The organism is Saccharothrix longispora (assembly GCF_031455225.1).
Lineage (GTDB): Bacteria > Actinomycetota > Actinomycetes > Mycobacteriales > Pseudonocardiaceae > Actinosynnema > Actinosynnema longispora.
In genome coordinates this window covers 1500601-1525863 of record NZ_JAVDSG010000001.1, presented here as the reverse complement: position 1 = coordinate 1525863, position 25263 = coordinate 1500601, and the positions used below count along the sequence as shown (strand labels likewise).

Below are 25263 nucleotides of genomic sequence, written 5' to 3'. Positions count from 1 at the left end.
CCGATCGACTCCTGCCGTCCGCCCCGCTGGAGGGTGCTGTGAAGAAGATCTGGATCTGGGCGCTGTTCGCCGGTGCGTTCGCGGTGGCGTGCACCGAATTCGCCGTCGTCGGTCTCCTGCCCCAGATCGCGCGCGACCTCGACGTGTCCGAGGCGGTGGCGGGCCAACTGGTGACGCTCAACGCCGTGGCCTTCGCCATCAGCGCGCCCGTGCTGGCCGCCGTCTTCCACCGGGTGGACCGCCGCAAGGTCCTGTTCGGCTGCCTCACCGTGTTCGCCCTGGGACACCTCACCGCCGGCCTCGCGCCCAACTACCCCGTGCTGCTCGGCTCGCGCATCCTCTCCGGCGCCATGATGGGCCTCTACCTCGGCACGGCACTCGGTGCCGCCGCCCGACTGGCCGACGAGGACCGCCGCGCCTCCACCATGGCGACCATCCAGGCCGGCGTCAGCACCGCCACCGCCCTGGGGGTCCCCTTCAGCACGCTGCTCGGCCAGCACATGGGCTGGCGCGTGCCGATGCTCGCCATCGGCGGCATGGCGCTGCTCGCCATGGGCTTCATCGCCGCCGCCCTGCCGCCCGTCGGCGCCGACGAGCAGGACGCCGGCCTCGGCACCAGGATGCGTGCCCTGCGCACCCGCCCCGTGATCGTCGGCCTCGCCGCCATCACCGTGTTCTGGGGGGCCTCGTTCACCGTCTACACCTACCTCGTGCCGCTGCTGGAGCAGCGCGCGGGCATGAACGGCACCCTCGTCATCGTCGTCCTGTTCATCGCGGGCGTGTGCGCCGTGGCCGGCAACATGATCGGCGGCAAGGGAGCCGACGCCAACTCCCGACTCACCCTGCTGATCACCTCCGGCGTCACCGCCGCCGCGCTGATCGCCGTGCTGCCGCTGTCCAACGCCGTCGTGCCCGCCATCGTGCTCGTCACCGTCTGGCAACTGGCCGCCTGGTCCTTCGTGCCCGCCGTGCAGGCCGCCCTCTTCCAAGCCGGCGGCGAAGGCGGCGAACTGGCCGTGTCCTTCGCCGTGTCGGCCTTCAACATCGGCATCGTCGCCGGCGCCGGCTTCGGCGGCATCGCCCTCGACCAGACCGGGCTGCCCGGCGTCGCCGTGCTCGGCGCCGCCGCCGGCATCGTCGCCGTCGGCCTCGTCGTGGCGCTCACCCGCTACGTTGGCCCCCGCCGCACCGCGGACACCGGACATCCCCACGAACCCGCCGCCGCCGACCACTGACCCCCGCCGACCGCCCACCGGAAGGACGACCATGCGACTGGAATTCGACGCCGTGCTGTTCGACCTCGACGGCACCCTCATCGACTCGACCGCCGCCGTGCGCCGCGCCTGGGAGCGCTGGGCCGCGGAAGAGGGCATCGATCCCGGACTCCTCGCCGGCACCAAGGGCAAACCCGCCAAGGACATCGTCGCCGCCCTCCTGCCCCCCGAGCGGCAGGAGGAAGGCCTGGCCCACTACTCCCACATCGCCACCCACGACCTCGAAGGCGTCGTCGTCCTCCCCGGAGCCGTCGAGGCCATCGAAGCCGTGGGCGACCACAAGGCCATCGTCACCTCCTGCACCCGCGACGTCACCGAAGCCCGCACCACCGCCGCCGACCTGCCCGTCACCGAAGTGCTGGTCACCGCCGACGACGTCGACCGCGGCAAACCCGAACCCGTCCCCTACCTCGTGGGCGCCGAGAAACTCGGCCTCGACCCCCGCCGCTGCCTCGCCGTCGAGGACACCGCACCCGGCCTGGCCTCCGGCCGCGCCGCCGGCTGCACCACCCTCGGCATCGGCCACGACCTCGACGCCGACGTCGTCGTGCCGGACCTCTCGCACGTGCGCTTCGAGGTCGTCGGCGACCGCGTCGCACTCACCGTGCCGGACGCCGCGGTCAGGAGCTGAGGCGTGGACGACCACACCCTCGCCCGCCGGCTCGCCGACGCCGCCCGCGACCTGCTGCTGCGCCTGCGCACCGACCGCACGGACCTGCACGGCGCCGACCTCGGCCGCGAAGGCGACCGGCTCGCGCACGAACAGCTCGTCGCCGCCCTCGCCCACCACCGCCCAGACGACGCCGTCCTCTCCGAAGAAGGCGGCCCCGTCCCCACCGACCGGCGCACCGGCCGCCTGTGGATCGTCGACCCCCTGGACGGCACCCGCGAGTACTGCGACCGCAGCCGCGGCGACTGGGCCGTCCACGTCGCCCTCGCCGACGGCGGCACCCTCGTCGCCGGCGCCGTCGCCCTCGCCTCCGGCCACACCCACGCCACCGACGCGCCCACCCCGCTGCCCCCACCCGCCCGCCGCGCCCGACCACGCGTCGTCGTCAGCCGCAGCCACCGCCCCGCCCTCGTCGACGCGCTGGCCGACGTCCTCGACGTCGACCTCGTCCCCCTCGGCTCGGCCGGCATCAAGACCGCCGCCGTGTGCACCGGCGACGCCGACGCCTACGTCCACGCCGGCGGCCAGTACGAGTGGGACAGCGCCGCCCCCGTCGCCGTCGCCGCCGCGGCCGGGGCGCACACCTCCCGCATCGACGGCAGCCCGCTCGTCTACGCCACCCCCGGCTCCAGCATCCCCGACCTGCTGGTCTGCCGCCCCGAACTGGCGTCCACGCTGCTCACCGCACTCGCCACCGCCCGCACCCGACCCTGAATCAGCCCAGGCAGCCGCCGCACCGGCGCACGAGGGCGTAACGGGCCTCCAGCTCACGGCGCGTGCCGCAGATCCGGATGTGCCCACCCAGCCCCGGCACCGCGCCGATGCCGCGGCAGCTCACCCGGTGCAGGACCATCGACGCGGGCGCCAACGTCGGCTCGGCGTTGATCACGAACTGCCCCGGGTTGGCCGCCACCCACCACTCGTAGGCGCCGTTGTCCTCGTTGAACTCCAGCATGCCCCCATGATCCCCCGCGCCCGCACGCCTCGGCTTGGGCCGATCGACCGAACCCCACCACCGACCGGCCAACCCGAAAGCGCTGGTAGAACGCCGCCGAGGAGCACGAGGCCAACCGCGTCCCGCGCACCCGCGACCGCGCCGCCCTTGTGTGGCTCCTCGGTACCAGCGGTCCCATCCAAGGGTGCGGCCACCCGCCCACCGGGGCGGCGACGTCGACGTCCCGCACGACCACCACCCGTCCCTCACCGAGACCCGGATCGGGAAGCTCCAGCAGGTCGCGCCCGCTCAGCGCGGCCCGACGCTCGTCGACTCCCGCGTCGACGCCCGCGTTTCCCGTCCACGGTTTGTTTCAGGCAACACTGAAATTATCGCGGAAATCGGGACCACTGGTCCGCCATTGTGGGACGAACAACGCGTGACCGGAGCGCACTCCAGGCCCCGGGCAGGCGGCCGCCCGCGCTGCGATCGAGGGAGCCGAGGCCGACTGACCGCCGGTCCGGTCCGACGTCGCTGCTGTGACGCACGCCATGCACCAGGTTGTTGAAGTTTCAAATTAAAGCGCGCAGAGTGGTATTTGAAGCTTCAACAACCGGAGGTCGGGATGACGAGCACCGCGGTGGACCCGGCGTCACGGTCGAGCAGGCCGACCCCACCCGCTTCGGTGCGCACGCGCGTCGTCGTGCCCCTGGCGTTCGCGGACGGGTACGGCACCGAGGCCGAGGTGTTCACCTTCACCGGCCTCGTGGACGGCCGGGAGCACCTCGCCCTGGGCCTCGGCGACTGGCGTGCCGCGGTCGACCGCCCCTTCGGCGCCCCCCTGGTCCGCCCGCACAGCGAGTGCCTGACCGGTGACGTATTCGGCAGCCTGCGCTGCGACTGCGGCCCCCAGCTGCGCGAGGCGGTGGAGCGGATCGCCGACGCCGGCGGTCTCCTGCTGTACCTGCGGCAGGAGGGCCGGGGCATCGGTCTGTACGCCAAGCTCGACGCGTACGCGCTCCAGGACACCGGCCTGGACACCTACCAGGCGAACACCGCTCTCGGCCGCGGGGAGGACGAGCGCGACTACACGCCGGCCGCCCAGATGCTGCGCGCGCTCGGCGCCGACCGGATCGCGCTGCTGAGCAACAACCCCGACAAGGCGGCCCAGCTCGACGCCCTCGGCGTGCGCGTCACCGAACGGGTCCACACCGGCGTGCACCTCTCCCCGGCGAACGCCGGCTACCTGGCCGCCAAGGTCGCGCACACCCACCACACCCTCGACCTGCCCGTCACCGGCTGACCGACCAGGAGCGCTCCCCCATGACCACGACCACGGCCCGCGCCGACGCGCTCATCCCCGCGACCCACCCGTTCCGGCAGCACCTCGCCCGCGTGGCCGCCGCGGACGCGACCGCCCCGGACGCGACCGCCCCGGACGCGACCGCGGCGCACCGGCCGTGGACGCCGGCCGACGGACCGCTGCCCGCCCTCTACCTCAGCCACGGCGCGCCGCCGCTGTTCGAGGACGCGCCGTGGATGACCCGGCTGCACGCCTGGGCGCGCGACCTGCCCCGGCCGCGCGCCATCCTGATCGTCAGCGCCCACTGGGAATCCGCGCCCCTGGCGATCAGCAGCAGCGCGGCGGGCACCGGGCTCGTCTACGACTTCGGCGGCTTCGCCCCGCTGTACCACCGGATGCGCTACGACACCCCCGACGCAGGCGACCTCGCCCACCAGGTGGCCTCCCTCCTCCCGCGAGCGGTGCACGAGCACCGCGGCCGCGGCCTGGACCACGGCGCCTGGGTGCCGCTGAAGGTCATGTACCCGGAGGCCGACGTCCCGGTGGTCCAGCTCAGCATCCCGACCCACGACGCCACCGCACTGCTGGCCCTGGGCGAACGCCTTCGGCCCCTGCGCGACCACGGCGTGCTGGTCATCGGCTCGGGCTTCATGACCCACGGCCTGCCGTTCCTCACCCGCGACATGGTCGTCGACGGCACCGTCCCGGGCTGGTCCGCGGACTTCGACGCCTGGGCCGCCGACGCCCTGGCACGCGGCGACGTCGACGAACTGGCGGCCTTCCGCGACCGCGCACCGGGCATGCCCTACGCCCACCCCACGGTCGAGCACTTCACGCCGCTGTTCATCACCCTCGGTGCCGCCACCGACCCGACCGCGCCCGTCAACACCACGATCGAGGGATACATGATGGGGTTGGCCAAGCGATCCTTCCAGACCACATGACCAGGTGGCTGTCCGAACCCGAACTCGACACCTGGATGAGCCTGACCAGGGTCCTGCTCCTGCTGCCCGCCGCGCTGGACCGCCAACTGCGCGAGGACACCGGCGTCCCGCACGCGTACTACCAGGTGCTGGCCATCCTGAGCGACCAGCCGGACCGGTCCCTGCGCATGACCGACCTGGCCAAGGTCACCGGGACGACCCCCAGCAGGCTCTCCCACGCCGTCGCCAGCCTCGAACAGCGCGGCTGGGTCGAGCGCCGGGCGTGCCCGACCGATCGTCGCGGTCAGGTCGCCCGGCTCACCGACACCGGCCAGGCGGTCCTCGGAACCGCCGCGCCCGGCCACGTCGCCGAGGTCCGCCGGCTCGTCTTCGACCACCTCACCGACGACGACGTCGCCCGGCTGAAGACCATCACCGACAAGATCGCCGACGCCCTGCCGCCGGGCGCCTGACCTCGGCCGGTTCCCTCAGTCACCCTTGACGTTGACGACCTGGCGCAGCGTGTGGCGCACCTCCACGAGGTCCCGCGCGTCCTCCATCACGACGTCGATGTCCTTGTAGGCGGCGGGGATCTCGTCGGTGAACGCGTCGGTGTCGCGGTACTCGATGCCGACCATCGCCCGGCGCAGGTCCTCCCGGCTGAAAGCCCGGCGCGCGGCCGAACGCGAGTACTCGCGCCCCGCGCCGTGCGGTGACGAGTTCAACGCCTGGCGGTTCCCCTTGCCCACCACAACGTACGACGCCGTGCCCATCGAGCCGGGGATCAGACCGGGCCGACCCTCCTCGGCGTTGATGGCGCCCTTGCGGGACAACCACACCTGCTTGCCGAAGTGGGTCTCCTGCTCGGTGTAGTTGTGGTGGCAGTTGATCGTTTCGAGCCGCTCGACGTCACGGCCGGTCCACTCGGCCACGCACCGGACGACGCGGTCCATCATCTCCTCGCGGTTGAGCCACGCGAACTCCTGCGCCCAGCGCATCTCCTCGACGTAGCGCCAGAACTGGTCCTCGTCCTCGACCAGGTACGCCAGATCGGGGTCGGGCAGGTCGATCCCCCGGCGCTCGCACTGCTGCCGGGCGATCCGGATGTGCTTCTGCGCGATCTTGTTGCCGACGCCGCGGCTGCCGCTGTGCAGGAACAGCCACACCCGGTCGGTCTCGTCGAGCGTGATCTCGATGAAGTGGTTGCCGCTGCCCAGGGTGCCGAGCTGGAGCCGCCAGTTCCCGGCGTGGGAGGCGGGGTCGAACCCGGCGTCCTCCGCGTGGCGGTCGAGCACCTCGACGCGCTCGCGCGCCGTGTCGGTGAGGGTCTTGTTGTACTTGCCCGCCGACAGCGGGACGGCCCTCTCGATGGCCTGGCGCAGCGGGGCGAGGCGGCGCGAGCGGAAGTCGTCGCCGGTGAACGGGGTGCGGACCGCGATCATGCCGCAGCCGATGTCGACGCCGACCGCCGCCGGGATGATCGCGCCCAGGGTCGGGATGACGCTGCCGACCGTGGCGCCCTTCCCCAGGTGGGCGTCGGGCATGAGGGCGAGGTGCGGGAAGATGAACGGCATCCGCGCCGTCTTCTCGGCCTGCGCGCGCGTGGCGGGGTCCAGGATGGACGCCCAGTTCATCAGCCGCTCGGTGATCTGCTCCACGGTTCTCCTCTGCTCGACGTGGAAGTTAGGCGTCGGCGGGCGGGAACGCGACCGGAATCCGCCTACCTCCGGGGAAGCACGGTCTCGTCGAGGACGGCCGTGAACTCCTCCGCCAGTGGTGGCGCCCGCAGTGCGCGGCCGGCGACCGGTTCCGGCAACCGCACCTCGGCCAGGACCGGCACCCGGTGGGCGAGCGAGCACGCGTCGGAGTCCGGGTGGTCCTCGGCGATCGGCGCGATCACCCCGCCGGCGGTTCGCGGTGTCGCACGGCGTCGCGCGGGAGGACGGCGTGCACGCCCCACGTCTGGTCGGCCACCCGGGTGGCCCGCAGTGCCGGGGCCCGGGGCCGGCCGGTGCCCGGTCACGACGCCCTCTCGCGCCGCGCGGTCACGCCGGCCCCACCGTGATCTCCTTCGACGCCGCGCGCGACACGCACGCCATCATCGACGTGGCCCGTTCGGTTTCCTCCAGCACGACGTCGCGGTGGTCCACCTCGCCCGCCAGGACCGACACCCTGCACGTGCCGCACGTGCCCGCCTCGCAGGACGAGTCCACCTCGATCCCCTCGCGGCGCAGGGCGGCCAGCAGGGAGCGGTGTGCGGGCACCTCCACGCGCAGGCCAGTCGGCGCCCACACCGCCTCGAACGGGCCCGCGTACCCGTCGTCCGGTGCGGCGAACTCCTCGACGTGCACCCGGCTCGGCCGCCAGTGCGCCGTGCGCTCCTGCACCGCGCGGATCAACGGCAGTGGACCGCAGCAGTACACGCGGGTGTCGTCGTCCGGCACGGCGAGGTGGGGCCACAGGTCGAGCCTGCCCCGCTCTTCGCTGTGGTGCACGGTGTCCGCCGCGAACTCCTCCAGGAAGGGGGTGTCCGACGCCGACCGGGACAGGTACAGCACGCGGACGGCCGGGTGTCCGTCGGCTCGCAGCCGCGCCACCATCGACCGGATCGGCGTGATGCCGATGCCGCCCGCGATGAACAGGTAGCGGCGCGCCGGGAGCAGCGGGAACCGGTTGCGGGGCGGGGTGGCGGCCAGGACGGTGCCCTCGGCGGCGGTGTGCATGCTCGCCGAACCGCCGCGCCCGTCGGGCTCCCCGCGCACGCACACCACGTACTCGCGCGGCCCGCCGCCGCCCGGTTCGACGAGGCTGTAGCTGCGCCGGTGCCCGCCCGGCGTGCTCAGGGTGAGGTGGGCGCCCGGTTCGTACCCCGGCAGCACGCCGCCCCGGGGGTCGCGCAGCACCACGCGCACCACCGACGGCGTCAGCGCGGTCCGCGACGCCACCACCAGCTTCAGGTCAGACAACCAACCCACCCCCCACGTGCAGCACGCCGTCGGACAGCACCTCGGCGTAGATGCCCACGTCCTGGTGGCCATAGGTCCGGTCGAGCAGCCGCAGCACCGGCAGGTCGCGCCGGCCGGACGCCGGGTCGACCTCGGTGGCCGCGCACCGGCCCGTCCGGTACCTGCCGACCATCCGCACGCCGCCCAGCGTGAACTCCCGGTCGAGCAGGTCGACCTCGGCGAACGGCGGCAGCCCGTCGAGCAGTACGTTGGCGCGGAACCGGCGCGGGTCGACCTCCGCCTCGGTGCGCGCGGCGAAGTCGCGCACCGACGCCAGGTTCACCAGCGAGATCCAGTGCATCGGCCCGTCGCCCGCGAACGCGACGTCGGTGAACCGCCGGCCCTCCTCTGCGGCGAGCACCGGCAGCACGCCCTCGGGCAGGTCGAGGACCCGTGCGAAGAACGCCAGCAGCTCCTCGCGGTCCTCCTCCACGTGCGCCGTCAGCACCGCGTGGCCGGCCACGCGCACGGTGAACTCGCCGGTGTCCACGTCGAGGTGCGTGGCCAGGCCGGCCAGGCGGTGGTCGCTCACCAGCGCGTAGAACTCCGCCTTGCGCAGCCCTTCGCGCAGGCCCGGTCTGTACTTGCCCTCGGGGCGCGCGAACGCGAACCGGCGGTCGTGCGGCACGCCCTCGCCGCGGCGCAGCGGGACGTGCGTGAGCGGTTGCGGGCTCAGCCCCTTGATCGGGTAGACGTACAGCGCCGCCACCCGGGCGGTGTCTTCGGCTTCCATGCGCACAACGGTAGATCTTGGTGGGAGGCCCTACGCCTGTACATCCATTCGTGTGAAGTCACGGCCGGAGCACCCGTGGCGGCCCCGCACCCGGTCGTCACCGGAACAGGCGCAGCGGCACGGCGTTCGCCATCGCGGCCATGCCGGCGTCGTTCGGGTGCAGGTGGTCGCCGCTGTCGTAGGCCGCCAGCAGGCGCTCCGGGTCGCGCGGGTCGCGGACGGCGCGGTCGAAGTCGATCACGCCGTCGTACTCGCCGCTCGTCCTGATCCACCGGTTCACGGTCTGCCGCGCCGCCTCGTTCTCCGGGCTGGAAAAGCCGAACGAGTCGCCCTTGAACGGGGTGATGGTGCCGCCGTGGACGCGCAGCCCCCGGGCGTGCGCGCGGGCGATGAGCTGCCGGTGGGCGTCGATGACGTCCTGCGCGGACACCTTCTCCGACAGCGGGGCGCTGGTGCCGGGGTGGCCGAGGTCGTTCACGCCGAGCAGGACCACGACGTGGTCGGCGCCTGGCTGGGCGAGCACGTCCCGGTCGAAGCGGCGCAGGGCGGCCTGGCCGAAGTAGTTCGCGTACCCCTCGGCCGGGTGGCCGGCGGGCGGGTTCGGGTCGTGCAGCAGGCGGTTGCCGCTGATGCCCGCGTTGACCACACCGAGGTGCCGCAGGCCCCGGTCGGCCTGGAACCGGCGGGCCAGCACGTCGGGCCAGCGCCGGTTGGCGTTGCGCGTGGTCTCCGCGCCGTCGGTGATCGAGTCGCCGAACGCCACCACGGTCGCCGCGCGCCTGCCGGTGACGGCGACCCCGGTCAGGAAGTGCCACTTGCCCAGCACGGCGGTCGGCGTGGGATCGGCGTGGCCGGTGACGTTGCCCGCCGCCACGTACCCGTCCTGGTACGGGAACGCGTGCACGGTGTCCGCCCGCGTGCGCCGCGGCAGGTGGATGCTGACCACCAGGTCGGAGTCCGCGGTCACGGGCAGGGCGACCGGGTCGCTGAGCAGCGGCGCGCCGGGCGGCACGGTCGCCGAGGCGCGACCGCCGAAGGTGAGCCGCCGGTCGCTGCGGGGGTCGATCGCGGCGGCGGTACCGGCGCGGCGGGCCACGTGCGCCTCGCCGATCACCAGCGGTCGCGTGCCGAACTCGTTGGACAGCCGCACGCGCAGGGTGTCGCCGCCGACGCTCAGGTGCACGACCTGCCGCAGGGTCTGGTCCTCGAACGACGTGGTGTCCGAGGCGGGCACGGTCGTCGGCGAGGTGGCCCACGCCCCCGCCCACGACGTGCGCGGCGCGGCCGACGCCTGGGGCGTGGACAGCAGGAGCAGCGCGGCGGCGACCGCCGCGAGGGAGCGCTTGAGCACGGGGACCTCCGGGTCAGCGGCGGGCGGGGCGGTCGAAGCGCCAGCCGTCGGCGCGCAGCAGCGGGATGACCCGGTCGACGGCCTCGACCGTCTGGGCGCGGTCGTCCGGGCCGTCGTGCATGAGCACCACGGCACCCTCGGTGATCCCGTCGAGCAGGCGTTGGACCAGCACGTCGGCGCCCGGCGGCGCCCAGTCGGAGATGGCCAGCCGCCAGCCCAGCGGCGTCATGCCGAGCTTCGCGGCGACCGCCGGGGTCTGCCCCCAACTGCCGTAGGGGGCGCGGAAGTAGCGGATGGGGGCGCCGGGCGCGGCGCGGCGGATGGCGGCGCTCGTCCGCTCCAGGTCGGCGGCGATCCGCTCGGGCGTCCACGTGCCCATGTCGTCGTGGTGCATGCCGTGGTTGCACAGGGCGTGCCCGCCCGCGACGATCGCGCGGACCAGCCGCGGGTTCGCCTCGACCTGGTCGCCCCACAGGCAGAACACGGCCTTCACCCGGTGCTCGCGCAGCACCCGCAGCAGGCGCGGCGTGTCGACCGGGTTGGGCCCGTCGTCGAACGTGAAGGACACCGCCTTCCCGCCGTGCCGGGTCGAGTCGACGATGGTCGGCGTGGCGCCGGTCGGGCCTGCGCCGGTCGGGCCAGGGACGGTCGGGCCTGCGCCGGTCGGGCCAGGGGCGGCCAGGGCCGGTGCGGCCAGGCCCAGCACCAGTCCGGTGGTCAGGAGCACCGTTCTCCACCTCATCGCGTGGTCCCTTCGTCGACGGCGGGCGCGGCGACCACTATCCGACCGGGTCCCCGTGCCGGCCATGGGTTTCGCGGATGTTTCGGGTCTCGACTGGCGGGGTGCGGACGTCCGGGCGCGACGGCGCGGGGGCCGGTCCGCGACCGACCCCCGCGACCGTCCACGCGGGACGCCGGCTCAGCGGCGGCCCGCCTTGGCGAGCGTGTCGCGCAGGACGTGGTAGGCGGGCTTGCGGGAGAAGTCCTCCCACATCACCGTCGCCGCGCCCTGGCCCTCGAAGAACACCGGGACCCAGGAGTACTTGTCGGTGAAGCCCCAGATCGTGAACGAGTCGCAGCCGTCGACGTTCAGGCACGCGACGAGCGTGCGGTTGTAGTAGTCGGCCTGCTGCGCGAGTTGCGCCTCGGTCGGCACGCCGCCCTCCGGCAGGTCCATCCGCACGTCCAGCTCGGTGATCGCGGTCTCCAGGCCCAGCGCGGAGAACCGCTCCAGGTTGGCCTCCAGGTCGCCCGGGAAGCCGTAGCGGGTGCTCAGGTGCGCCTGCGCGGAGAAGCCGTCCACCGGCACGCGCTGCGCCTTGAACTGCTTGATCAGCGCGAGGTAGGCGTCGCTCTTGGCGTTGACGCCCTCCACGCCGTAGTCGTTGAAGAACAGCTCGGCCTTGGGGTCGGCCTGGCGCGCCCAGCGGAACGCGTCCGCGATGATGCCGGGGCCCAGCTCCCTGATCCAGATGTTGTCGGTGGTGCGCAGCTCACCGGTTTCGGTGAAGATCTCGTTGGCCACGTCCCACTGCTGGATGTCGCCCCGGTAGCGACCCACGACGGTCTTGATGTGATCGCGCAGGATGGAGCGCAACTCCTCCTTGGAGAAGTCGCCCTGCTCCAGCCACGCCGGGTTCTGGCTGTGCCACAGCAGGGTGTGCCCGCGCACGACCTGGCCGTTGCGCTTGGCGAACTTGACGATCGCGTCCGCCGTGCCGAAGTTGTAGCGGTCGCGCTCCGGGTGGATGTACTCCCACTTCATCTGGTTCTCGGCCGACACGGAGTTGAACTCGGCGGCGAGCACCGTGCGGTAGGGCCAGTCCGAGGTGAAGGGGTCGGGGTAGGGCTGGTCCTCGTGGTGACCGCCACCGGCGACGGCGGTGCCGATGTGGAACCCCTTGGGAGCGGCCTTGCGCAGGGTGTCCTTCTTGGCGTGGCCGGGCGGTCGGTGGTCGACGCTCGGCGCGGCCGAGGCCACCAGCGTCAACGGGACCGACAGGGCCACGGCGGCGAGCGCCGCGGTGGCCAGGCGGGTCGGCTTCATCAAAGAGGTCTCGCTTCCTCACGACGGCGTGGGGCTTCGAAACTTTCGTAAGCACAAATGAAAGTTTTCGAGATGCCGGACCTTAAAATGGCGGTCACGTCACCGTCAAGGGCCGGTCGCGGTCAGGCGACGGCGGTCGTCGGGTCGAGCCGGCGCGCACTGGTCTCCTGCAACGCCAGCACGCACACCGCGGTCAACGCGCAGAAGGCGGCGATGACGGTGGAGACGATCACCAGCCCGCGCCCCCCGGTGGCGCGCTGCACCTCGGCGAACAGCAGGGGTGCGAAGCCCGCCCCCAGACCGGCCAACTGGTAGCCCAGCGAGGCGCCGGTGTAGCGGTTGCCCGTGCTGAACAGCTCGCTGTAGAGGGCCGCGAGCGGCCCGTAGACCATCGGGTGCAGCACGCCCTGGCCCAGCACGAGCGCGACGACGAGCAACGTCGTGTCGCGGGCGTCCACCATCGGGAACAGGGCGAACCCGTAGACCCCGAGCGCGACCGCGCCGGCCAGCACGACGGGCCGCCTGCCGAACCGGTCGGACACCGCGGCCCAGAACAGGATGCCGAGGACGGCGCACGCCGACGACGCGGTCAGCGCGTTGAGCACGGTCTGCCGGGCGTGGCCGACCTGCACGCCGTGCGCCAGCACGAACGTCGTCAGCGTCGACTGCACCACGAACGCGGCCAGACCCACGCCGACGGCGAGCAGCAGCACGCGCGGGTGGTCGCGCAGCACCTCCAGCAGCGGCACCCGGCGGCGCGCCGCGGCGTCCGGGGCGGAGGTCCGCAGCGCCCGGAACGCCGGCGTCTCCTCCACCCGGTGGCGGATGAACAGCCCGACGCCCAGCAGTGCGACGCTGAGCAGGAACGGGACGCGCCACCCCCAGTCGAGCAGCGCGCGTTCGCCGACGACCAGGCCGGTCAGGGTGAGCGCGGCGGTGGACAGCACCATCCCGCACGGCGCGCCCGCGTTGGTGAACGACGCCCACAGGCCCCGCCTGCTCGTGGCGTGCTCGGCGGACATCAGCACCGCGCCGCCCCACTCGCCGCCCACCGCGACGCCCTGGAGCACCCGCAGCAGGACCAACCCCGCCGGCGCCGCCCAGCCCACCTGGGCGTAGGTCGGCAGCAGGCCGATCAGCGTGCTCGACACACCCATCAGCACCATCGTCAGCACCAGGACCCGCTTGCGGCCCAGCAGGTCGCCGAAGTGCCCGAACAGGACGCCGCCCAGCGGTCGGGCGAGGTAGCCGGTGGCGAACGTGCCGAAGCTGGCGATCGTGCCGACCAACGGGTCCAGGGAGGAGAAGAACACCTTGTTGAAGACCAGGGCGGACGCGGTGGCGTAGAGCAGGAAGTCGTAGTACTCGATCACGCTGCCGACGAAGCTCGACGCGACGGCGCGGCGGAGTCGGGTGTTCGGCATGGCGGACCTCGCGTCCGGGCGTAGTTCCGGTTCATGGCGCACGCCGAAGCTACGGCAGTTTCGTGACGGCCGTCTACACGATGCCCAACATATTGCCCCTGATTACCCTTGCCCCGTGACCGTGAGCCCCGGGGACGCGCCGCCGACCGCGCGACCGCAGTCGCTGATGCTGGCCTTCCTCGGCCTCTACGTGCTCGACCGCGACACCGCGGTGTACTCCGGCAGCGTGATCGACGTGTTCGCCCGGGTCGGCGTCTCCGAGGAGGCGGTGCGCTCGACGCTCACCAGGATGGCGGGCCGCGGCCTGCTCACCCGGCAGCGGCTGGGCAGGCGCGTCTACTTCGGCCTGACCGACCACGCCACCGAGGTGCTGCGCGACGGCAGGCGGCGGATCCGGGAGACCGGCGCGGTCAACCGGGCGTGGGACGGCACCTGGACCCTGGTCGGGTTCTCGCTGCCCGACAGCCGCCGCCGGGACCGGCACGACCTGCGCTCGCACCTGGTGTGGGCCGGGTTCGGCATGCTCCAGAACGGGCTGTGGATCGCCTCGGGGGCGCGCGACGCCGCCGGCATCGTCGACCGGCTGGGCCTCGCGGACCACGTCACCGTGTTCAGCGCGCGGCACGCCGAGCCGACCGGGTCCGTCGACCTCGTGCGCCGGGTGTTCGACACCGAGGCCATCGCGGACCGCTACCGCGCCTTCATCGCCCGCTGGGACCGCCCCGACCCGCTGCCCGCGCTGCCCGACGACCTCGCGCGCCGCCTGGTGCTGCACACCGACTGGCTCGGGCTCGTGCGCCAGGACCCGCACCTGCCGGCCGAGCACCTGGACGAGGACTGGCCCGCCATCCGCGCCGAGGAGCTGTTCCACGACCTGGACGTCCGCTACCGCGACCCGGCGTCCGCGATCGCCGCCGACGTGGTGGACGAGATCGCGGTCTCCCGCCAACCGGGCTGTTATCGCTAACACCAGTCGACCGTCAAGTGGCAATTCCTCTGCCGAACAGTGGTTGAGCGCAGGAAACCACGCTGTTAGCGTTAACAGCCCTGATGTGCTCAGAGGAGGCAACGATGCCCACTCGCCCGCAGCTCCCCCGCGCCCTGCTCACCACCCTGGTCCTGCTGGCCGCGCTGCTCGCGGTCGGCACGCCCGCCGCGTCGGCGTCGCCCGCGACGCAGTTCACCAACCCGGTGGCGAACAACCGGGCCGACCCGCACGTCTTCAAGCACACCGATGGTTACTACTACTTCACCGCCACCGCGCCCGAGTACGACCGGATCGTGCTGCGCCGCGCCACCACGATCCAGGGTCTCGCCTCCGCGCCGGAGTCGGTGATCTGGCGCAGGCACTCCAGCGGCGAGATGGGCGCCCACATCTGGGCTCCGGAGATCCACTTCGTCAACGGCAGGTGGTACGTGTACTTCGCCGCCGGCCGCACCGACGACGTGTGGCGCATCCGGCCCTACGTGCTGGAGAACTCCAGCGCCAACCCCCTGACCGGCACGTGGACCGAGCGCGGCAGGGTCAACGTCCCGTGGGACACCTTCTCCCTGGACATGTCCACCTTCGTGGTCAACGGCACGCGCTACCTGACCTGGGCGCAGCAGGAGCCGGGGATCTCCACCAACTCCAACGTCTACCTGGCCCGCATGGGCTCGAACCCGTGGAGCATCACCGGGAGCACGGCGCGGCTCGTCGTGCCGACGCTGGCCTGGGAGACGCGCGGTCACAAGGTCGCGGAGGGACCGTCGGTGGTGCAGCGCGGCGGGCGGGTGTTCCTCACCTACTCGGCGAGCGCGACGGACGCCAACTACTGCCTGGGGATGCTCAGCGCGTCGGCGTCGGCGAACCTGCTCGACCCGGCGTCGTGGACCAAGAGCGCCACCCCGGTGTTCCAGAGCAACACGGCGACGAGCCAGTACGGCCCCGGGCACAACTCGTTCACGGTGTCCGAGGACGGCCAGAGCGACATCCTGGTCTACCACGACCGGAGCTACCGGGACATCTCCGGCGACCCGCTGAACGACCCCAACCGCCGCACCCGCGTGCAGAAGGTCTACTGGAAGGCCGACGGCACGCCGGACTTCGGCATCCCGGTCGCGGACGGCCCGACCCCGGTGCGGCTCAAGGCGTCCAACGTCGCCGACGCGTTCGTGCGGCACTACGACTACGCGGCCCGGCTGGACGCGAACGTGTCGCCGCTGGCCGACTCGCAGTTCCGGATCGTGACGGGCCTGGCGGGGTCGGGCACGGTGTCGCTGGAGTCCGCGAACTTCCCGGGGTACTACCTGCGGCACCGCGACTTCCAGGTCTACGTGGAGCGCAACGACGGCTCGGCGGTGTTCCGGGGCGACGCGAGCTTCACCCGCCGGGCGGGTCTGGCGAACGGCGCCGCGGTGTCGTTCGAGTCGCAGAACCACCCCGGCTACTACCTGCGGCACGCGAACTCGCGCGTCGTGGTCAACCAGGTGTCCGACGCGCTCGGTCGCGCCGACGCCACGTTCGTCCTGGAGTGAGGTCCCACAGATGCTGCGCTACCCCCTGCTGCACCCGCCCCTGCTGAACGCCCTGGCCACCGCCGGCCACGGGAGCAGGGTGCTGCTCGCGGACGCGAACTACGCGCACCGCACCAACACCCACCACCGGGCCGAGCTGGTGCACCTGAACCTGCGGCCCGGCCTGGTGACGGTGGACGAGGTGCTGGCGCCGGTGCTGTCCGCGATCCCCGTGGAGGCCGTGCACACCATGCGGCCGGACGAGGGCGGCACTCCCCCGGTGTGGGCCGAGTACGAACGCCTGCTCGGCCCGGACCTGCCGCTGCGACCGCTGGCCCGCCAGGAGTTCTACGACGCGTGCCGCTCGCCGGAGCTGGCGGTCTGCGTGGCCACCGGTGACGGCAGGCTGTACGCCAACGTGCTGCTGACGATCGGTTTCGTGCCCGCGCCCGTCGAGGGGTAGCGGATGTGCGGACGGCCTGGTCGGGGTTCCCGACCAGGCCGTCCGCGCACCCTGGTGGGTTGAGCCCGCCGTACCCGGAAGCCCCCGCCGAGGCAGCGGCGAAGGGCCGGCGTGGATCGCGGGAGCGAGTTGCGGGGTGGACGGCGGGTCGGGCACCTGCGGCTGGACACCGGGACGACGGCGCGGACACCACCACCGCCGAGAGCGCGGCGGCCACGAACGGCGACGCGGCCCGCCACGCCGTCGGCGCGGGTGCGCGACCTCCCGGTGACCCTGGACCACTTCCTGAGCCGCCCCCCTGAGTCGGGCCGCCCGCGTCACGCCTTCGGGTGACGTGAGGACCGCTTTCGCCCAACCGGGGTACGCCTCCTGTGCAGGCGGCACCAGGGAGGACGGCCATGCGACGTCGCGTTCGGACCGCTCGGACGGCTCGGCACGCCGTGCCGCCCAACCTCACCGCGTTCCCGTTCGGCCTGCTCACCACGGCCGTCGGGTTCGACGTGCTGCACCTGCTCACCGGGCGGGCCGACTTCGCCGTGACCGCGGCCCACCTCATCGGGGCGGGCGTCCTGCTCGGCTCGGTCACCGCCGCCGGCCGTTGGCTGGCGTGGCTGCTCGCCCCCGACGCGATGGGTGACCGCGTGCGCCGGATCAGCCTGCTGTACCGCACGACCAACACGGTGGTGCTGCTGCTGTTCGGGACGAGCTGGCTGCTGCGCCAGGGCCACCAGGACTGGCTGCCGACGTGGTCGGCGCTGGGTGCGGCGTGGGCGGGTCTGCTCACCGCGGGGTTCGGCGGCTGGCTCGCGGGTGAACTGGCCGAACGGCTCTCCACCGGGGGCGAGCACCGGGCGGTGGTGGGCACCGGCGGGACCGCCGGACCGGCGACCGCCCCGTGACGTTCGGCGACGCGGTCGATCACCGCCGAACCGGGTCGGACCCGGTCCACGTTCGACCGCGGTGACGGCTGCCCGTCCCCACCGACCTGCGCGCGTGGGCCCGCACGTCGCTGTCCGACCTGGCCTCCGACGATCTCGGCGACCTGCTCCTGCTACCGACCGGACTCGTCGGCGACGCCCGCGACCACACGCCCGACCGGGGTCAGGCTGGAGACCTCGCCGCTGTCGGGTGTCGCGGGGCGGACCCGGCGGGTGGTCCGGTGGCCGACGTCACCGCGGCCGAGGTTTCGGCGAAACCGTTCGGGGTACCTCGCAGCGCGTGCCTTGAAACCACAGGGCCGTGGGGGTGTACCGATGAACTCGCTCGACCTGCCCGACGACGGTGTGGACCGCCACGTCGACGACCCGCCGTCCGCGGCCGCCGTCGGCGAGTGGCTGCGGCAGGTCGCCTACGGGGTCGATCCCCGGCACGTCGCGGACCTCGCGCTGATCACGACCGAACTGCTGGCGAACGCACACCGGCACGCGGAAGGCCCGTGGCGGGTCCGGGTGTTCCGGGTGGAGGGCGCGGTCCGGGTGGAGGTGCAGGACCGCAGCCCGAGCCTGCTGCCGGTGCTGGGCAGGGCGGACCGGCCGGATTCGGGGAGCGGGCTGCTGCTGGTCAACCGGCTGTCCGTGCACTGGGGCGTGAGCCTGGCCGCGCAGCACAAGGTCGTGTGGGCCGAAGTGCCCGCGTGACGGCCCGGTTGGGCCCGGCGGGCGGGGCGCGAGCCCCCATTCCCCTAGGTGCTCACCCGAGCGTCCCCCTATCGGGGGACACCTGTTCGAACTAGGCCCGTTACCCGATGTGGGGGCTTGGTCGCGGACCTAGCGTTGCCCCGGCAAGCAGATCCCAACCTCTCGGGAGCACAGCGATGGACCCCGTCCAGACCCTCCACGACTTCACGCTCGGCCTGCTCCGGGACCCGCAGGCCCGCTCGGCGTTCCAGCTCGACCCCCAGGGGTCGCTCGACGCCGCCGGGCTGGGTGACCTGACCGCGCTGGACGTGCGCGAGGTGCTGCCGCTGGTGCTCGACTACGCGCCCACCTCCGGTCTCGATCACGCCCTGACCGGCGTGGACGCCGACGACCTGCTCGCCCTGCTCGGCGACAGCCCGATCGCCCCGGGCGAGGACCTGCTGGGCCACGGCCTCGACGACAACACCGCCACGGCGGCCGTGACCGGCGTCGCGGCAGCCGCGCAGCACCTGGCCGGCGACCTCGCGGGTTCCCTCGACGCCGACGTGCTGGACGAGGTCGGCGACATCGCGGCGAAGGGCGGCGTGACCGACGTCGTCGGTCACGTCACCTCCGGCGTGGCGGGCGGCGACGTGCTCGACACGACGGACCTGACCGGTTCGGTCGAGGACGTCACCGGCGCGCTGCACGTGGGCGACGCCCTCTCCGGCGACATCACCCGCAACGCCCTGGACCTGCACGACATCGCGCAGGTGGGCGACGTCGCGAACGTGGGCCACGTGGTCGGCGACGTGGCGAACATCGGTCAGGTCGTCGGCGACGTGGCGAACGTCGGCGACGTGACCGGCATCGGCGACGTGACCACCCAGGTCGGCGACCTGACCGGCATCGGCCGGATCACCGACGTGGCGGACCTCGACCACGTGGGCGTCGGCGACGTGCTGAGCGGCAACGACCTCCACTTCTGACGACCACCCGGACGCGGGTCCACCGGGGGGCCGTGGACCACGCCCGCCCGCCCGCGTCGCACCGGTGCCACGGTGCGACGCGGGCGCTTCGTCAGCCCGCCCGCGCCCGCGTGACGCTGCTGCGCCGCGGTGACAGGTGCGGCGCGACCAGGACCGGTCCCGGCGCCGGCTGCCCGGCCAGGGCGGCGACCAGCACGCGCACGGCCCGGTCCCCCGCCTCCGCGACCGGCAGGTGCACCGAGGTCACCGGCGGGTTCAACCGCTCGGCCACCTCGTCCGAGCACACCGCCACCACGGCCACGTCGTGCGGAACGTGCCGCCCCAGGGCGCGCAGGGCGGCGGGCAGGTCGCCGAGCACCGACTCGTTGTGCACCACCAGCGCGGTCGCGCCGGGCAGGTCGCCGAGCAGACCGGTCAGCGCGCGGGGCAGCGGCCCGTCGACCGGCCGGGCGCTGTGCTCGACGTCCCGGCGCAGCGCCGCGGCGGTGAACGCCGTCATCGTGCGGCCCGCGAAGCCGGTCCCGCGGCGGTAGGCGGAGCTGGGCGCGCCGAGGAACCCGACGCTGCGGTGACCGAGACCGACGAGGTGGTCCAGGCAGTGGGCCATGGCGGCGGCGAGGTCGAAGTCCACCCGGAGCACGCCGTCCGTGCTGGCCGGCGCGCCGATCGTGACCACGGGCAGCCGGGAGGCGCGCAGCAGCGGCAGGCGCGGGTCGTGCGCCTGCACGTCCACCACGACCAGTCCGTCGACCTGTCCCTTGCGGGCCGCCCGCCGCACCCCCGCCTGGCCCCGGTCGGCGGTGACCAGCAGGACGTCCAGGCCGTGCCGGTCCGCCGCGTCGACCACCGCGTCCGCCAACCTGGTCGAGGAGCGCGGCGCGAGGCTTTCGGACAGCACGAGCGCCATCCGGTCCACCCGTTCGACGGGCGCCGCGGCCGACCGCGCGTAGTCGAGCGCCCGGATGCTGCGCTCGACCCGCGACCGCGTCTGCGGGGAGACCGACCGGTTGCCGGTGAGCACGTAGGACACGGTGCTCCGGGCCACGCCGGCGTGGCGCGCGACATCGCCGAGCGTGACCACTGCGAACTCCCTCGTCCACCGGTCCGAAACTCTTTCGCGGAGCCAGTATGTGGCACCGCGCGGACCAGCGACAAGATCGGTTCCGGGGGGTTCCGCGGCCACCCGCCCCCCGGGAAGAACACCTCCGCGCCGCGCGGCTGTGCGCGTCCGGCTGCGATCAGGTCGTGGTGGCGGTGGTGTCGTCGAGCGCCAGGACGCGGTCGGCGACGGCGTCGAGCAGCGGGCGGTCGTGGGAGACGGCGAGTACGCCGATGCCGTCGGCCCGGGCGGTGGCGAGGAGCAGGTGCCAGACCTCGGCCTGGCTGATGGGGTCCAGGCTCGCGCTGATCTCGTCGGCGACCAGGTACCGGGGCCTGGTGAGCAGCGCGCGGGCGAGGGCGACCCGCTGCGCCTCGCCGCCGCTGATCTCGTGCGGGAAGCGGTCGAGCAGGGTCGGCGGCACCAGGTCGGCGGTGTCGGCCGCGCCGGCCTCGGCCAGCGCCGCGCGGATCTTCCACCGGGGGTCCAGGGCGAGGTGTGCGTGCTGGAGCACCAGCTGCACCGGGTTCGGCACGCCGCGCCGCCGGTCCGGGGCCGGTGGCCGCCCGTCGGCGGACACCGTGCCGCGGCCCGGCGCGACGTGGCCGGCCAGGAGCCGGCCGAGGGTGCTCTTGCCCGCGCCGCTGGGCCCGTGCAGGCCGACCACCTCGCCCGGTTCGACGGTCAGCGACGCGCCGCGCACGACCCAGGGCGTCGTGCGGGAGTAGCGGAACCACACGTCCCGCGCTTCGAGCGTCACACGTCCTCCGGGAGGTGGAAGCCGTTCGCGGGCAGTGCCCGCCACAGGGCGCGGGTGTAGGGGTGGGTCAGGTGGTCGTCCCCCGGACCGGCGCCGCGGAAGTCTGCGGGGCGGGCCTCGTCGACGGTGCGGCCGTGGCGGCAGATGACGACCCGGTCGGCGACCTCCAGGGCGGCGACGAGGTCGTGGGTGATGAGCACGACGGCCCGGTCCTGGTCGGCGATGCGGCGCAGTTCGGCGAGGACGGCGCGCACGGATTCCGGTGGCAGGCCGGGAGTCGGCTCGTCGGCGAGCACGAGGGCGGGGTCGGCCATCATCGCCATCGCGGTGAGCACCCGCCGGACCATGCCGCCGGAGAGCTGGTGGGGGTGCCGCCCGGCGACCTCGGGCCCCAGGCCGCGGGCGGCGAGCGCCGCGCCGGCGGCGGTCGCGGGGCGCCCGGCGAGCGTCGCGGAACGGCGGACCTGGCGACCGACCGGCGTGACGGGGTCGAGGAAGGTCACCGACTGGGGCAGCAGCGCGATGTCGCGGCCCGCGCGGTCGCGGCGTGCCGCGGGGTCGAGGACGGCGCCGTCGAAGCGGATCGTGCCGCTCTCGACGGCGTTGGGCGGCAGCATGCCCAGCACGGCGTGGGCGAGCAGGCTCTTGCCCGCGCCGCTGGCGCCGACCAGGGCGACGAGTTCGCCCCGGTCGGCGGTGAGGTCCATGCCGGACAGCGCGGTGACGGTGCGGCGGCGCAGGCCCCGGTCGTACTGGGTGAACGAGACGGCGAGGGAGTCGATGTCCAGCAGGGGGCTCACAGGTGGTGGCTCCTCGGGTCGATCAGCGAGCGCAGGTTCTCGCCGATGCCGTCCACCGCCTTGACCACGAGCAGCAGGCACAGGCCGGGCAGCACGGCGAGCCACCACGCGCCCGCCGACAGGAAGCGCATGGACTCGGCCAGCAGGATGCCGGTGGACGGCTCGGCCGGGTCCACGCCCAGCCCCAGGAAGGACAGCGCCGCCTCGTGCAGGATCGCGTGCGGGAACAGCAGGACCGTCCCGACCAGGAAGTGCCCGGCCAGGTGCCCGGCGACGTGCCGGCGGGCGACCCACCAGCGGCCCCGGCCCAGGTTCGCGGCGACGGCGACGTAGTCGGAGGTGACGACCTGGCGGGCCTGGCCGCGCAGCACGCGGGTCAGGTGCGGCCAGTGCGTCACGGCGACCGCGATCACCACGGCGTCCGTGCCGCCGCCCAGGGCGAAGGCCAGCAGGAGCAGCAGCACGAGGTGCGGCAGCGCCAGGAACAGGTCGACCAGCCAGCCCACGACGGCGTCGACCTTCGGCCCGCCGACCGTGGCGGCGCAGGCCATGAGCAGGGCGATCACGGCGGAGATCGCGGCGGCGGTCGTGCCGACGAGCAGGCTCAGCCGCAGTCCCGACAGCACTCGGGCCAGCACGTCGCGGCCCAGCCAGTCGGTGCCGAACCAGTGCCCGGCCGACGGCGCCAGGTTGCGCTCCCCCAGCGACGTGGTCTGCGCCGCGTCCCGGACCAGGGTGCCCGCCACCAGGATCGCGACCACGACGAACGTGGACAGCCCGAGCAGCACGAGCGTGCGGGTGCGCCGGTCGAACCGCCGCGCGGTCGTGGTCACCGGGCCACCGCCCTCGGGTCGAGCACGGCGTGCACGCGGTCGCCGACGAGGTTGCCGGTGAACACCAGCACCGTGGTGAACAGCGCGATGCCCAGCAGCAGCGGCACGTCCTGCCCCAGCGCCGCCGTCGTGGTCGCCGCGCCCAGACCGGGGTAGGAGAACACCTGCTCGGCCAGCACCGACCCGCCGAACAGCTCCCCGATGGAGCCGAACTGGAGCAGCAGCGCGGGCGCGGCGGCGTTGCGCACCACCCGGTGCAGCACCAGCCCCGGGCCGCGCTCGCCCTGCGCCCGCGCGAAGGCCACGTGGTCCGACGCCAGCGCCTCCACCACGGCCTGCCGCGTGTGCAGCACCACCGGCGCGATCCCCACCACGCTCAACGTGATCGCGGGCAGCGCCAGGTGCGCGAGCCGGTCGCCGAGCCCCACCTCGTCGGCGGGCACGCCGATCGGCACCGCGCAGCACACCGGCGCCCAGTTCAACGACACCGCGAACACGTACAGCAGCAGCAGGCCGACCCAGAACGTCGGCGCGGACGCCAGCGCGTACGAGAACCAGGTGATCGCCCGGTCGGCGGGCCTCCCCCGCCGCATCCCGGCGACGAGCCCCAGCACGAAGCCGAGCAGGCCGGACAGCAGCCACGCGAGCGCCATCAACGCCAGGCTGGTGAGGAACTTGTCGCCGATCACCTCCAGCACCGGCCGGTTGAACGTCAGCGAGAACCCGAAGTCCCCGCCCAGCAGGTTGCCGAACCAGCTGAGGAACCGCTCGTGCGCCGGGTCGTCCAGCCCCCACCGCTCGGCGATCAGCGCGCGCTGCTCGGGCCCCAGGGACGCGACGTCCGCGCCCACGTAGGCCGCGACCGGGTCCACCGGCGAGTTCACCATGAGCGCGAACGCGGCGACGGCCACGGCGACCAGCAGCAGCGCGAGCCTGCCCAGCCGCCCCGCGATGGCGGTCAGCACGTCCAGCGCCAACCGGCGATGCCCTGCGTGATCGGCCAGCCGTGCCCGTGCGGCTCGACCTGGAGCTTCCCCAGGTCCAGGCACGCGTCGGCGTAATAGGTGTGGTCGAGGTTGACCAGCCACGCCCACGCCGCGTCGGCCCCCGGCCCGAACTCCCGCTGCGCCGCCTTCCAGTGCGCGGTGGCCTGCTCGGGGTCGGTGGCGGCCAGGCCGGCGGTCAGCTCGGCGTCGACGGTGTCGTCGCGGTACAGGCCGGGGTTCCACAGCTCCACGCCGGCCTGCGCCGACGAGTACAGGTTGACCATCTCGGTCGGGTCGTGGCTGCCCCAGCCGAACAGCACCGGGTCGGCGTGCATGCGGGTGCGGATGACGTCCCAACTCTCGCCCTTGGCGGTCACCGCGACGCCGACGGGCTCCAGCATGTCCGCCACGGCCAGCGCCAGGCCCTGCCGCAGCGAGTCGCCCGCCGGGTAGAGCAGGGGGAACTCGGCCTTGACGCCGGCCTTCTCGCGGACGCCGTCACCGTCGGCGTCGACCCACCCGGCGGCCTCCAGCGCCCGCTTCGCCCCCTCGGGGTCCTTGTCCGGGACAGCGGCGGACGGCTCGTACCAGGGCAGCCCGTCGACCGGGCCGGTGGCGGGGCGACCGAAGCCGTTGAGGACGCCGTCCACCAGCGCCTGCCGGTCCAGCGCCGCGTTGACCGCCCGCCGCACGGCCTGGTCCGAGGTCACGTCGTTGCCGATGGGCCGCCCCTCGGCGGTCGTGCGCCCCTCGTCGGGCAGGAACGGGAACATGATGCCCCGGTTGTCGACCGACTCGACCCGGGTCAGCCTCATGCCGGGCATCTCGCCGACGGCCAGCGACGACGGCAGCGCCGCCACGTCGACCTGCCCCGACCGCGCCGCCGCCAGGCTCGCGTCCTCACCCGTGAAGACGAACACCACCCGCTCGAACGCGGGCTTCGCGCCGTAGTAGGCGTCATTGCGGCGCACGATCAGCTGCTGGCCCTCGTCCCACTGCTCCAGGACGAACGGCCCCGAGCCGACCGGCTCGCGCGCGTAGTCCGGCCCGTGCGCGTGCTCCGGCACGATGCCGAGCGACACCAGCCGGTTCACGAACGTGCTCTGCGGCTTCGTCAGGCGCAGCTCCACGGTGTCCTCGTCCACCGCGACCGCCTCGCGCAGCACGGTCACGTCGGTCACGCCGCCGCTCTCGGCGGCCGTGGTGAACGTGTACGCGACGTCCCGCGCGGTGACCGGCTCGCCGTCGCTGAACTTCGCGTCGGCGCGCACGTCGACGGTCCACACCAGGCCGTCCGGGCTGACCTCGTACCGCGTGGCCAGGTCGTTGACCACGTTCAGGTCCGCGTCGCGCGCTAGCAGCGTCGACTGGAACAGCGGCGAGCCGTACCGGCCCCAGCCCAGCGTCGGGTCGTAGCCCTCCTCGGACTCGCCGCCGATCGCCAACCGCAGCTCGGTGGGCGTGCCGCCGTCGCTCCGGGCGGCGCCGGAGCACGCCGACGCGACCAGCGCGGCCGCGAGCACGACCGCGCCCCCCTGCCAGGTGGACTCGCGCACG

At 73.6% G+C, this 25263-nt stretch carries 27 protein-coding genes; 12 read left to right on the top strand and 15 right to left on the bottom strand.

Features of this window, described 5'->3' with window-relative positions; translation table 11 throughout:
- The first annotated feature begins 38 nt into the window (after positions 1-38).
- The 3 genes from J2S66_RS06830 to J2S66_RS06820 are packed head-to-tail and all read left to right on the top strand — an operon-like array spanning position 39 to position 2658.
- Positions 39-1235 carry an MFS transporter gene (locus J2S66_RS06830; RefSeq protein ID WP_310305140.1) on the top strand — a complete coding sequence of 399 codons (1197 nt, stop codon included), beginning with the start codon at positions 39-41 and terminating at the stop codon, positions 1233-1235.
- A 31-nt stretch (positions 1236-1266) separates the two neighbouring features.
- Positions 1267-1905: an HAD-IA family hydrolase gene (locus J2S66_RS06825; RefSeq protein ID WP_310305136.1), complete on the top strand. Its 639-nt coding sequence runs from the start codon at positions 1267-1269 to the stop codon at positions 1903-1905.
- A gap of 3 nt (positions 1906-1908) precedes the next feature.
- Positions 1909-2658, top strand: a complete 750-nt coding sequence (locus J2S66_RS06820) for an inositol monophosphatase family protein (RefSeq protein WP_310305134.1) — start codon at positions 1909-1911, stop codon at positions 2656-2658.
- Between the two features lies 1 nt (position 2659).
- Here the strand turns inward: J2S66_RS06820 and J2S66_RS06815 are convergent, their stop codons facing one another.
- The gene (locus J2S66_RS06815) at positions 2660-2899 is read right to left on the bottom strand and encodes a hypothetical protein (RefSeq protein WP_310305130.1); all 240 of its coding nucleotides are present in this window, start codon (positions 2897-2899) and stop codon (positions 2660-2662) included.
- A gap of 604 nt (positions 2900-3503) precedes the next feature.
- Here J2S66_RS06815 and J2S66_RS06810 point away from each other — a divergent pair.
- Genes J2S66_RS06810 through J2S66_RS06800 form a run of 3 tightly spaced genes read left to right on the top strand, consistent with a single transcriptional unit; the run spans position 3504 to position 5577 of the window.
- Entirely contained in the window at positions 3504-4181 is a 678-nt protein-coding gene (locus tag J2S66_RS06810; RefSeq protein ID WP_310305127.1) for a GTP cyclohydrolase II, read from the top strand.
- A 20-nt stretch (positions 4182-4201) separates the two neighbouring features.
- Positions 4202-5125, top strand: coding sequence for a dioxygenase family protein (locus tag J2S66_RS06805; RefSeq protein WP_310305124.1), 924 nt, complete (start codon positions 4202-4204; stop codon positions 5123-5125).
- On the top strand, positions 5122-5577 hold the full coding sequence (locus J2S66_RS06800; protein WP_310305122.1) for a MarR family winged helix-turn-helix transcriptional regulator: 456 nt from the start codon (positions 5122-5124) through the stop codon (positions 5575-5577). The genes J2S66_RS06805 and J2S66_RS06800 overlap by 4 nt, the downstream gene beginning before the upstream one ends.
- 15 nt (positions 5578-5592) lie before the next feature.
- On the opposite strand, the gene J2S66_RS06795 is transcribed toward J2S66_RS06800, so the two are convergent.
- From J2S66_RS06795 to J2S66_RS06760, 8 genes are all read right to left on the bottom strand, one after another.
- Positions 5593-6762 (bottom strand): RtcB family protein, encoded by a 1170-nt coding sequence (locus J2S66_RS06795; protein WP_310305119.1) that lies wholly within the window; start codon positions 6760-6762, stop codon positions 5593-5595.
- Between the two features lie 62 nt (positions 6763-6824).
- Entirely contained in the window at positions 6825-7004 is a 180-nt protein-coding gene (locus J2S66_RS06790; RefSeq protein ID WP_310305116.1) for a hypothetical protein, read from the bottom strand.
- A 145-nt stretch (positions 7005-7149) separates the two neighbouring features.
- Complete coding sequence (locus tag J2S66_RS06785) at positions 7150-8070, bottom strand: PDR/VanB family oxidoreductase (RefSeq protein ID WP_310305113.1); 921 nt, start codon at positions 8068-8070, stop codon at positions 7150-7152.
- On the bottom strand, positions 8063-8842 hold the full coding sequence (locus J2S66_RS06780; RefSeq protein WP_310305110.1) for an MOSC domain-containing protein: 780 nt from the start codon (positions 8840-8842) through the stop codon (positions 8063-8065). The genes J2S66_RS06785 and J2S66_RS06780 overlap by 8 nt, the downstream gene beginning before the upstream one ends.
- 97 nt (positions 8843-8939) lie before the next feature.
- Positions 8940-10193 (bottom strand): SGNH/GDSL hydrolase family protein, encoded by a 1254-nt coding sequence (locus J2S66_RS06775; protein ID WP_310305107.1) that lies wholly within the window; start codon positions 10191-10193, stop codon positions 8940-8942.
- Between the two features lie 13 nt (positions 10194-10206).
- The gene (locus J2S66_RS06770; RefSeq protein WP_310305104.1) at positions 10207-10935 is read right to left on the bottom strand and encodes a polysaccharide deacetylase family protein; all 729 of its coding nucleotides are present in this window, start codon (positions 10933-10935) and stop codon (positions 10207-10209) included.
- 177 nt (positions 10936-11112) lie between these two features.
- Entirely contained in the window at positions 11113-12240 is a 1128-nt protein-coding gene (locus J2S66_RS06765) for an endo-1,4-beta-xylanase (protein WP_310305100.1), read from the bottom strand.
- A 122-nt stretch (positions 12241-12362) separates the two neighbouring features.
- Positions 12363-13664, bottom strand: a complete 1302-nt coding sequence (locus J2S66_RS06760) for an MFS transporter (protein WP_310305098.1) — start codon at positions 13662-13664, stop codon at positions 12363-12365.
- A 115-nt stretch (positions 13665-13779) separates the two neighbouring features.
- On the opposite strand from J2S66_RS06760, the gene J2S66_RS06755 reads away from it, so the two are divergent.
- The 6 genes from J2S66_RS06755 to J2S66_RS06730 all read left to right on the top strand — a co-directional run bounded on the left by J2S66_RS06755 (position 13780) and on the right by J2S66_RS06730 (position 19228).
- The gene (locus J2S66_RS06755) at positions 13780-14631 is read left to right on the top strand and encodes a PaaX family transcriptional regulator (protein WP_310305095.1); all 852 of its coding nucleotides are present in this window, start codon (positions 13780-13782) and stop codon (positions 14629-14631) included.
- Between the two features lie 104 nt (positions 14632-14735).
- Positions 14736-16181, top strand: coding sequence for a family 43 glycosylhydrolase (locus tag J2S66_RS06750; protein ID WP_310305091.1), 1446 nt, complete (start codon positions 14736-14738; stop codon positions 16179-16181).
- Between the two features lie 10 nt (positions 16182-16191).
- On the top strand, positions 16192-16623 hold the full coding sequence (locus J2S66_RS06745) for an RbsD/FucU family protein (RefSeq protein WP_306746098.1): 432 nt from the start codon (positions 16192-16194) through the stop codon (positions 16621-16623).
- A 398-nt stretch (positions 16624-17021) separates the two neighbouring features.
- Positions 17022-17522: a DUF2231 domain-containing protein gene (locus J2S66_RS06740; protein ID WP_310305085.1), complete on the top strand. Its 501-nt coding sequence runs from the start codon at positions 17022-17024 to the stop codon at positions 17520-17522.
- 354 nt (positions 17523-17876) lie between these two features.
- Positions 17877-18260 (top strand): ATP-binding protein, encoded by a 384-nt coding sequence (locus J2S66_RS06735; protein ID WP_310305081.1) that lies wholly within the window; start codon positions 17877-17879, stop codon positions 18258-18260.
- Between the two features lie 176 nt (positions 18261-18436).
- Complete coding sequence (locus J2S66_RS06730) at positions 18437-19228, top strand: IniB N-terminal domain-containing protein (RefSeq protein ID WP_310305078.1); 792 nt, start codon at positions 18437-18439, stop codon at positions 19226-19228.
- Between the two features lie 91 nt (positions 19229-19319).
- Here J2S66_RS06730 and J2S66_RS06725 read toward each other — a convergent pair whose 3' ends face one another.
- The 6 genes from J2S66_RS06725 to J2S66_RS06700 all read right to left on the bottom strand — a co-directional run bounded on the left by J2S66_RS06725 (position 19320) and on the right by J2S66_RS06700 (position 25262).
- A complete protein-coding gene (locus J2S66_RS06725) occupies positions 19320-20309 on the bottom strand; it encodes a LacI family DNA-binding transcriptional regulator (RefSeq protein WP_310305075.1) in 990 nt (329 codons plus the stop codon).
- A gap of 157 nt (positions 20310-20466) precedes the next feature.
- On the bottom strand, positions 20467-21087 hold the full coding sequence (locus J2S66_RS06720) for an ABC transporter ATP-binding protein (RefSeq protein ID WP_310305072.1): 621 nt from the start codon (positions 21085-21087) through the stop codon (positions 20467-20469).
- Positions 21084-21887 carry an ATP-binding cassette domain-containing protein gene (locus J2S66_RS06715; protein ID WP_310305069.1) on the bottom strand — a complete coding sequence of 268 codons (804 nt, stop codon included), beginning with the start codon at positions 21885-21887 and terminating at the stop codon, positions 21084-21086. The genes J2S66_RS06720 and J2S66_RS06715 overlap by 4 nt, the downstream gene beginning before the upstream one ends.
- Positions 21884-22720, bottom strand: a complete 837-nt coding sequence (locus J2S66_RS06710; protein WP_310305067.1) for an ABC transporter permease — start codon at positions 22718-22720, stop codon at positions 21884-21886. Before J2S66_RS06710 ends, J2S66_RS06715 begins: the two co-directional genes overlap by 4 nt.
- Positions 22717-23697, bottom strand: a complete 981-nt coding sequence (locus J2S66_RS06705; RefSeq protein ID WP_310305064.1) for an ABC transporter permease — start codon at positions 23695-23697, stop codon at positions 22717-22719. The genes J2S66_RS06710 and J2S66_RS06705 overlap by 4 nt, the downstream gene beginning before the upstream one ends.
- Entirely contained in the window at positions 23679-25262 is a 1584-nt protein-coding gene (locus J2S66_RS06700; RefSeq protein WP_310305060.1) for an ABC transporter substrate-binding protein, read from the bottom strand. The genes J2S66_RS06705 and J2S66_RS06700 overlap by 19 nt, the downstream gene beginning before the upstream one ends.
- Position 25263: the final 1 nt, after the last annotated feature.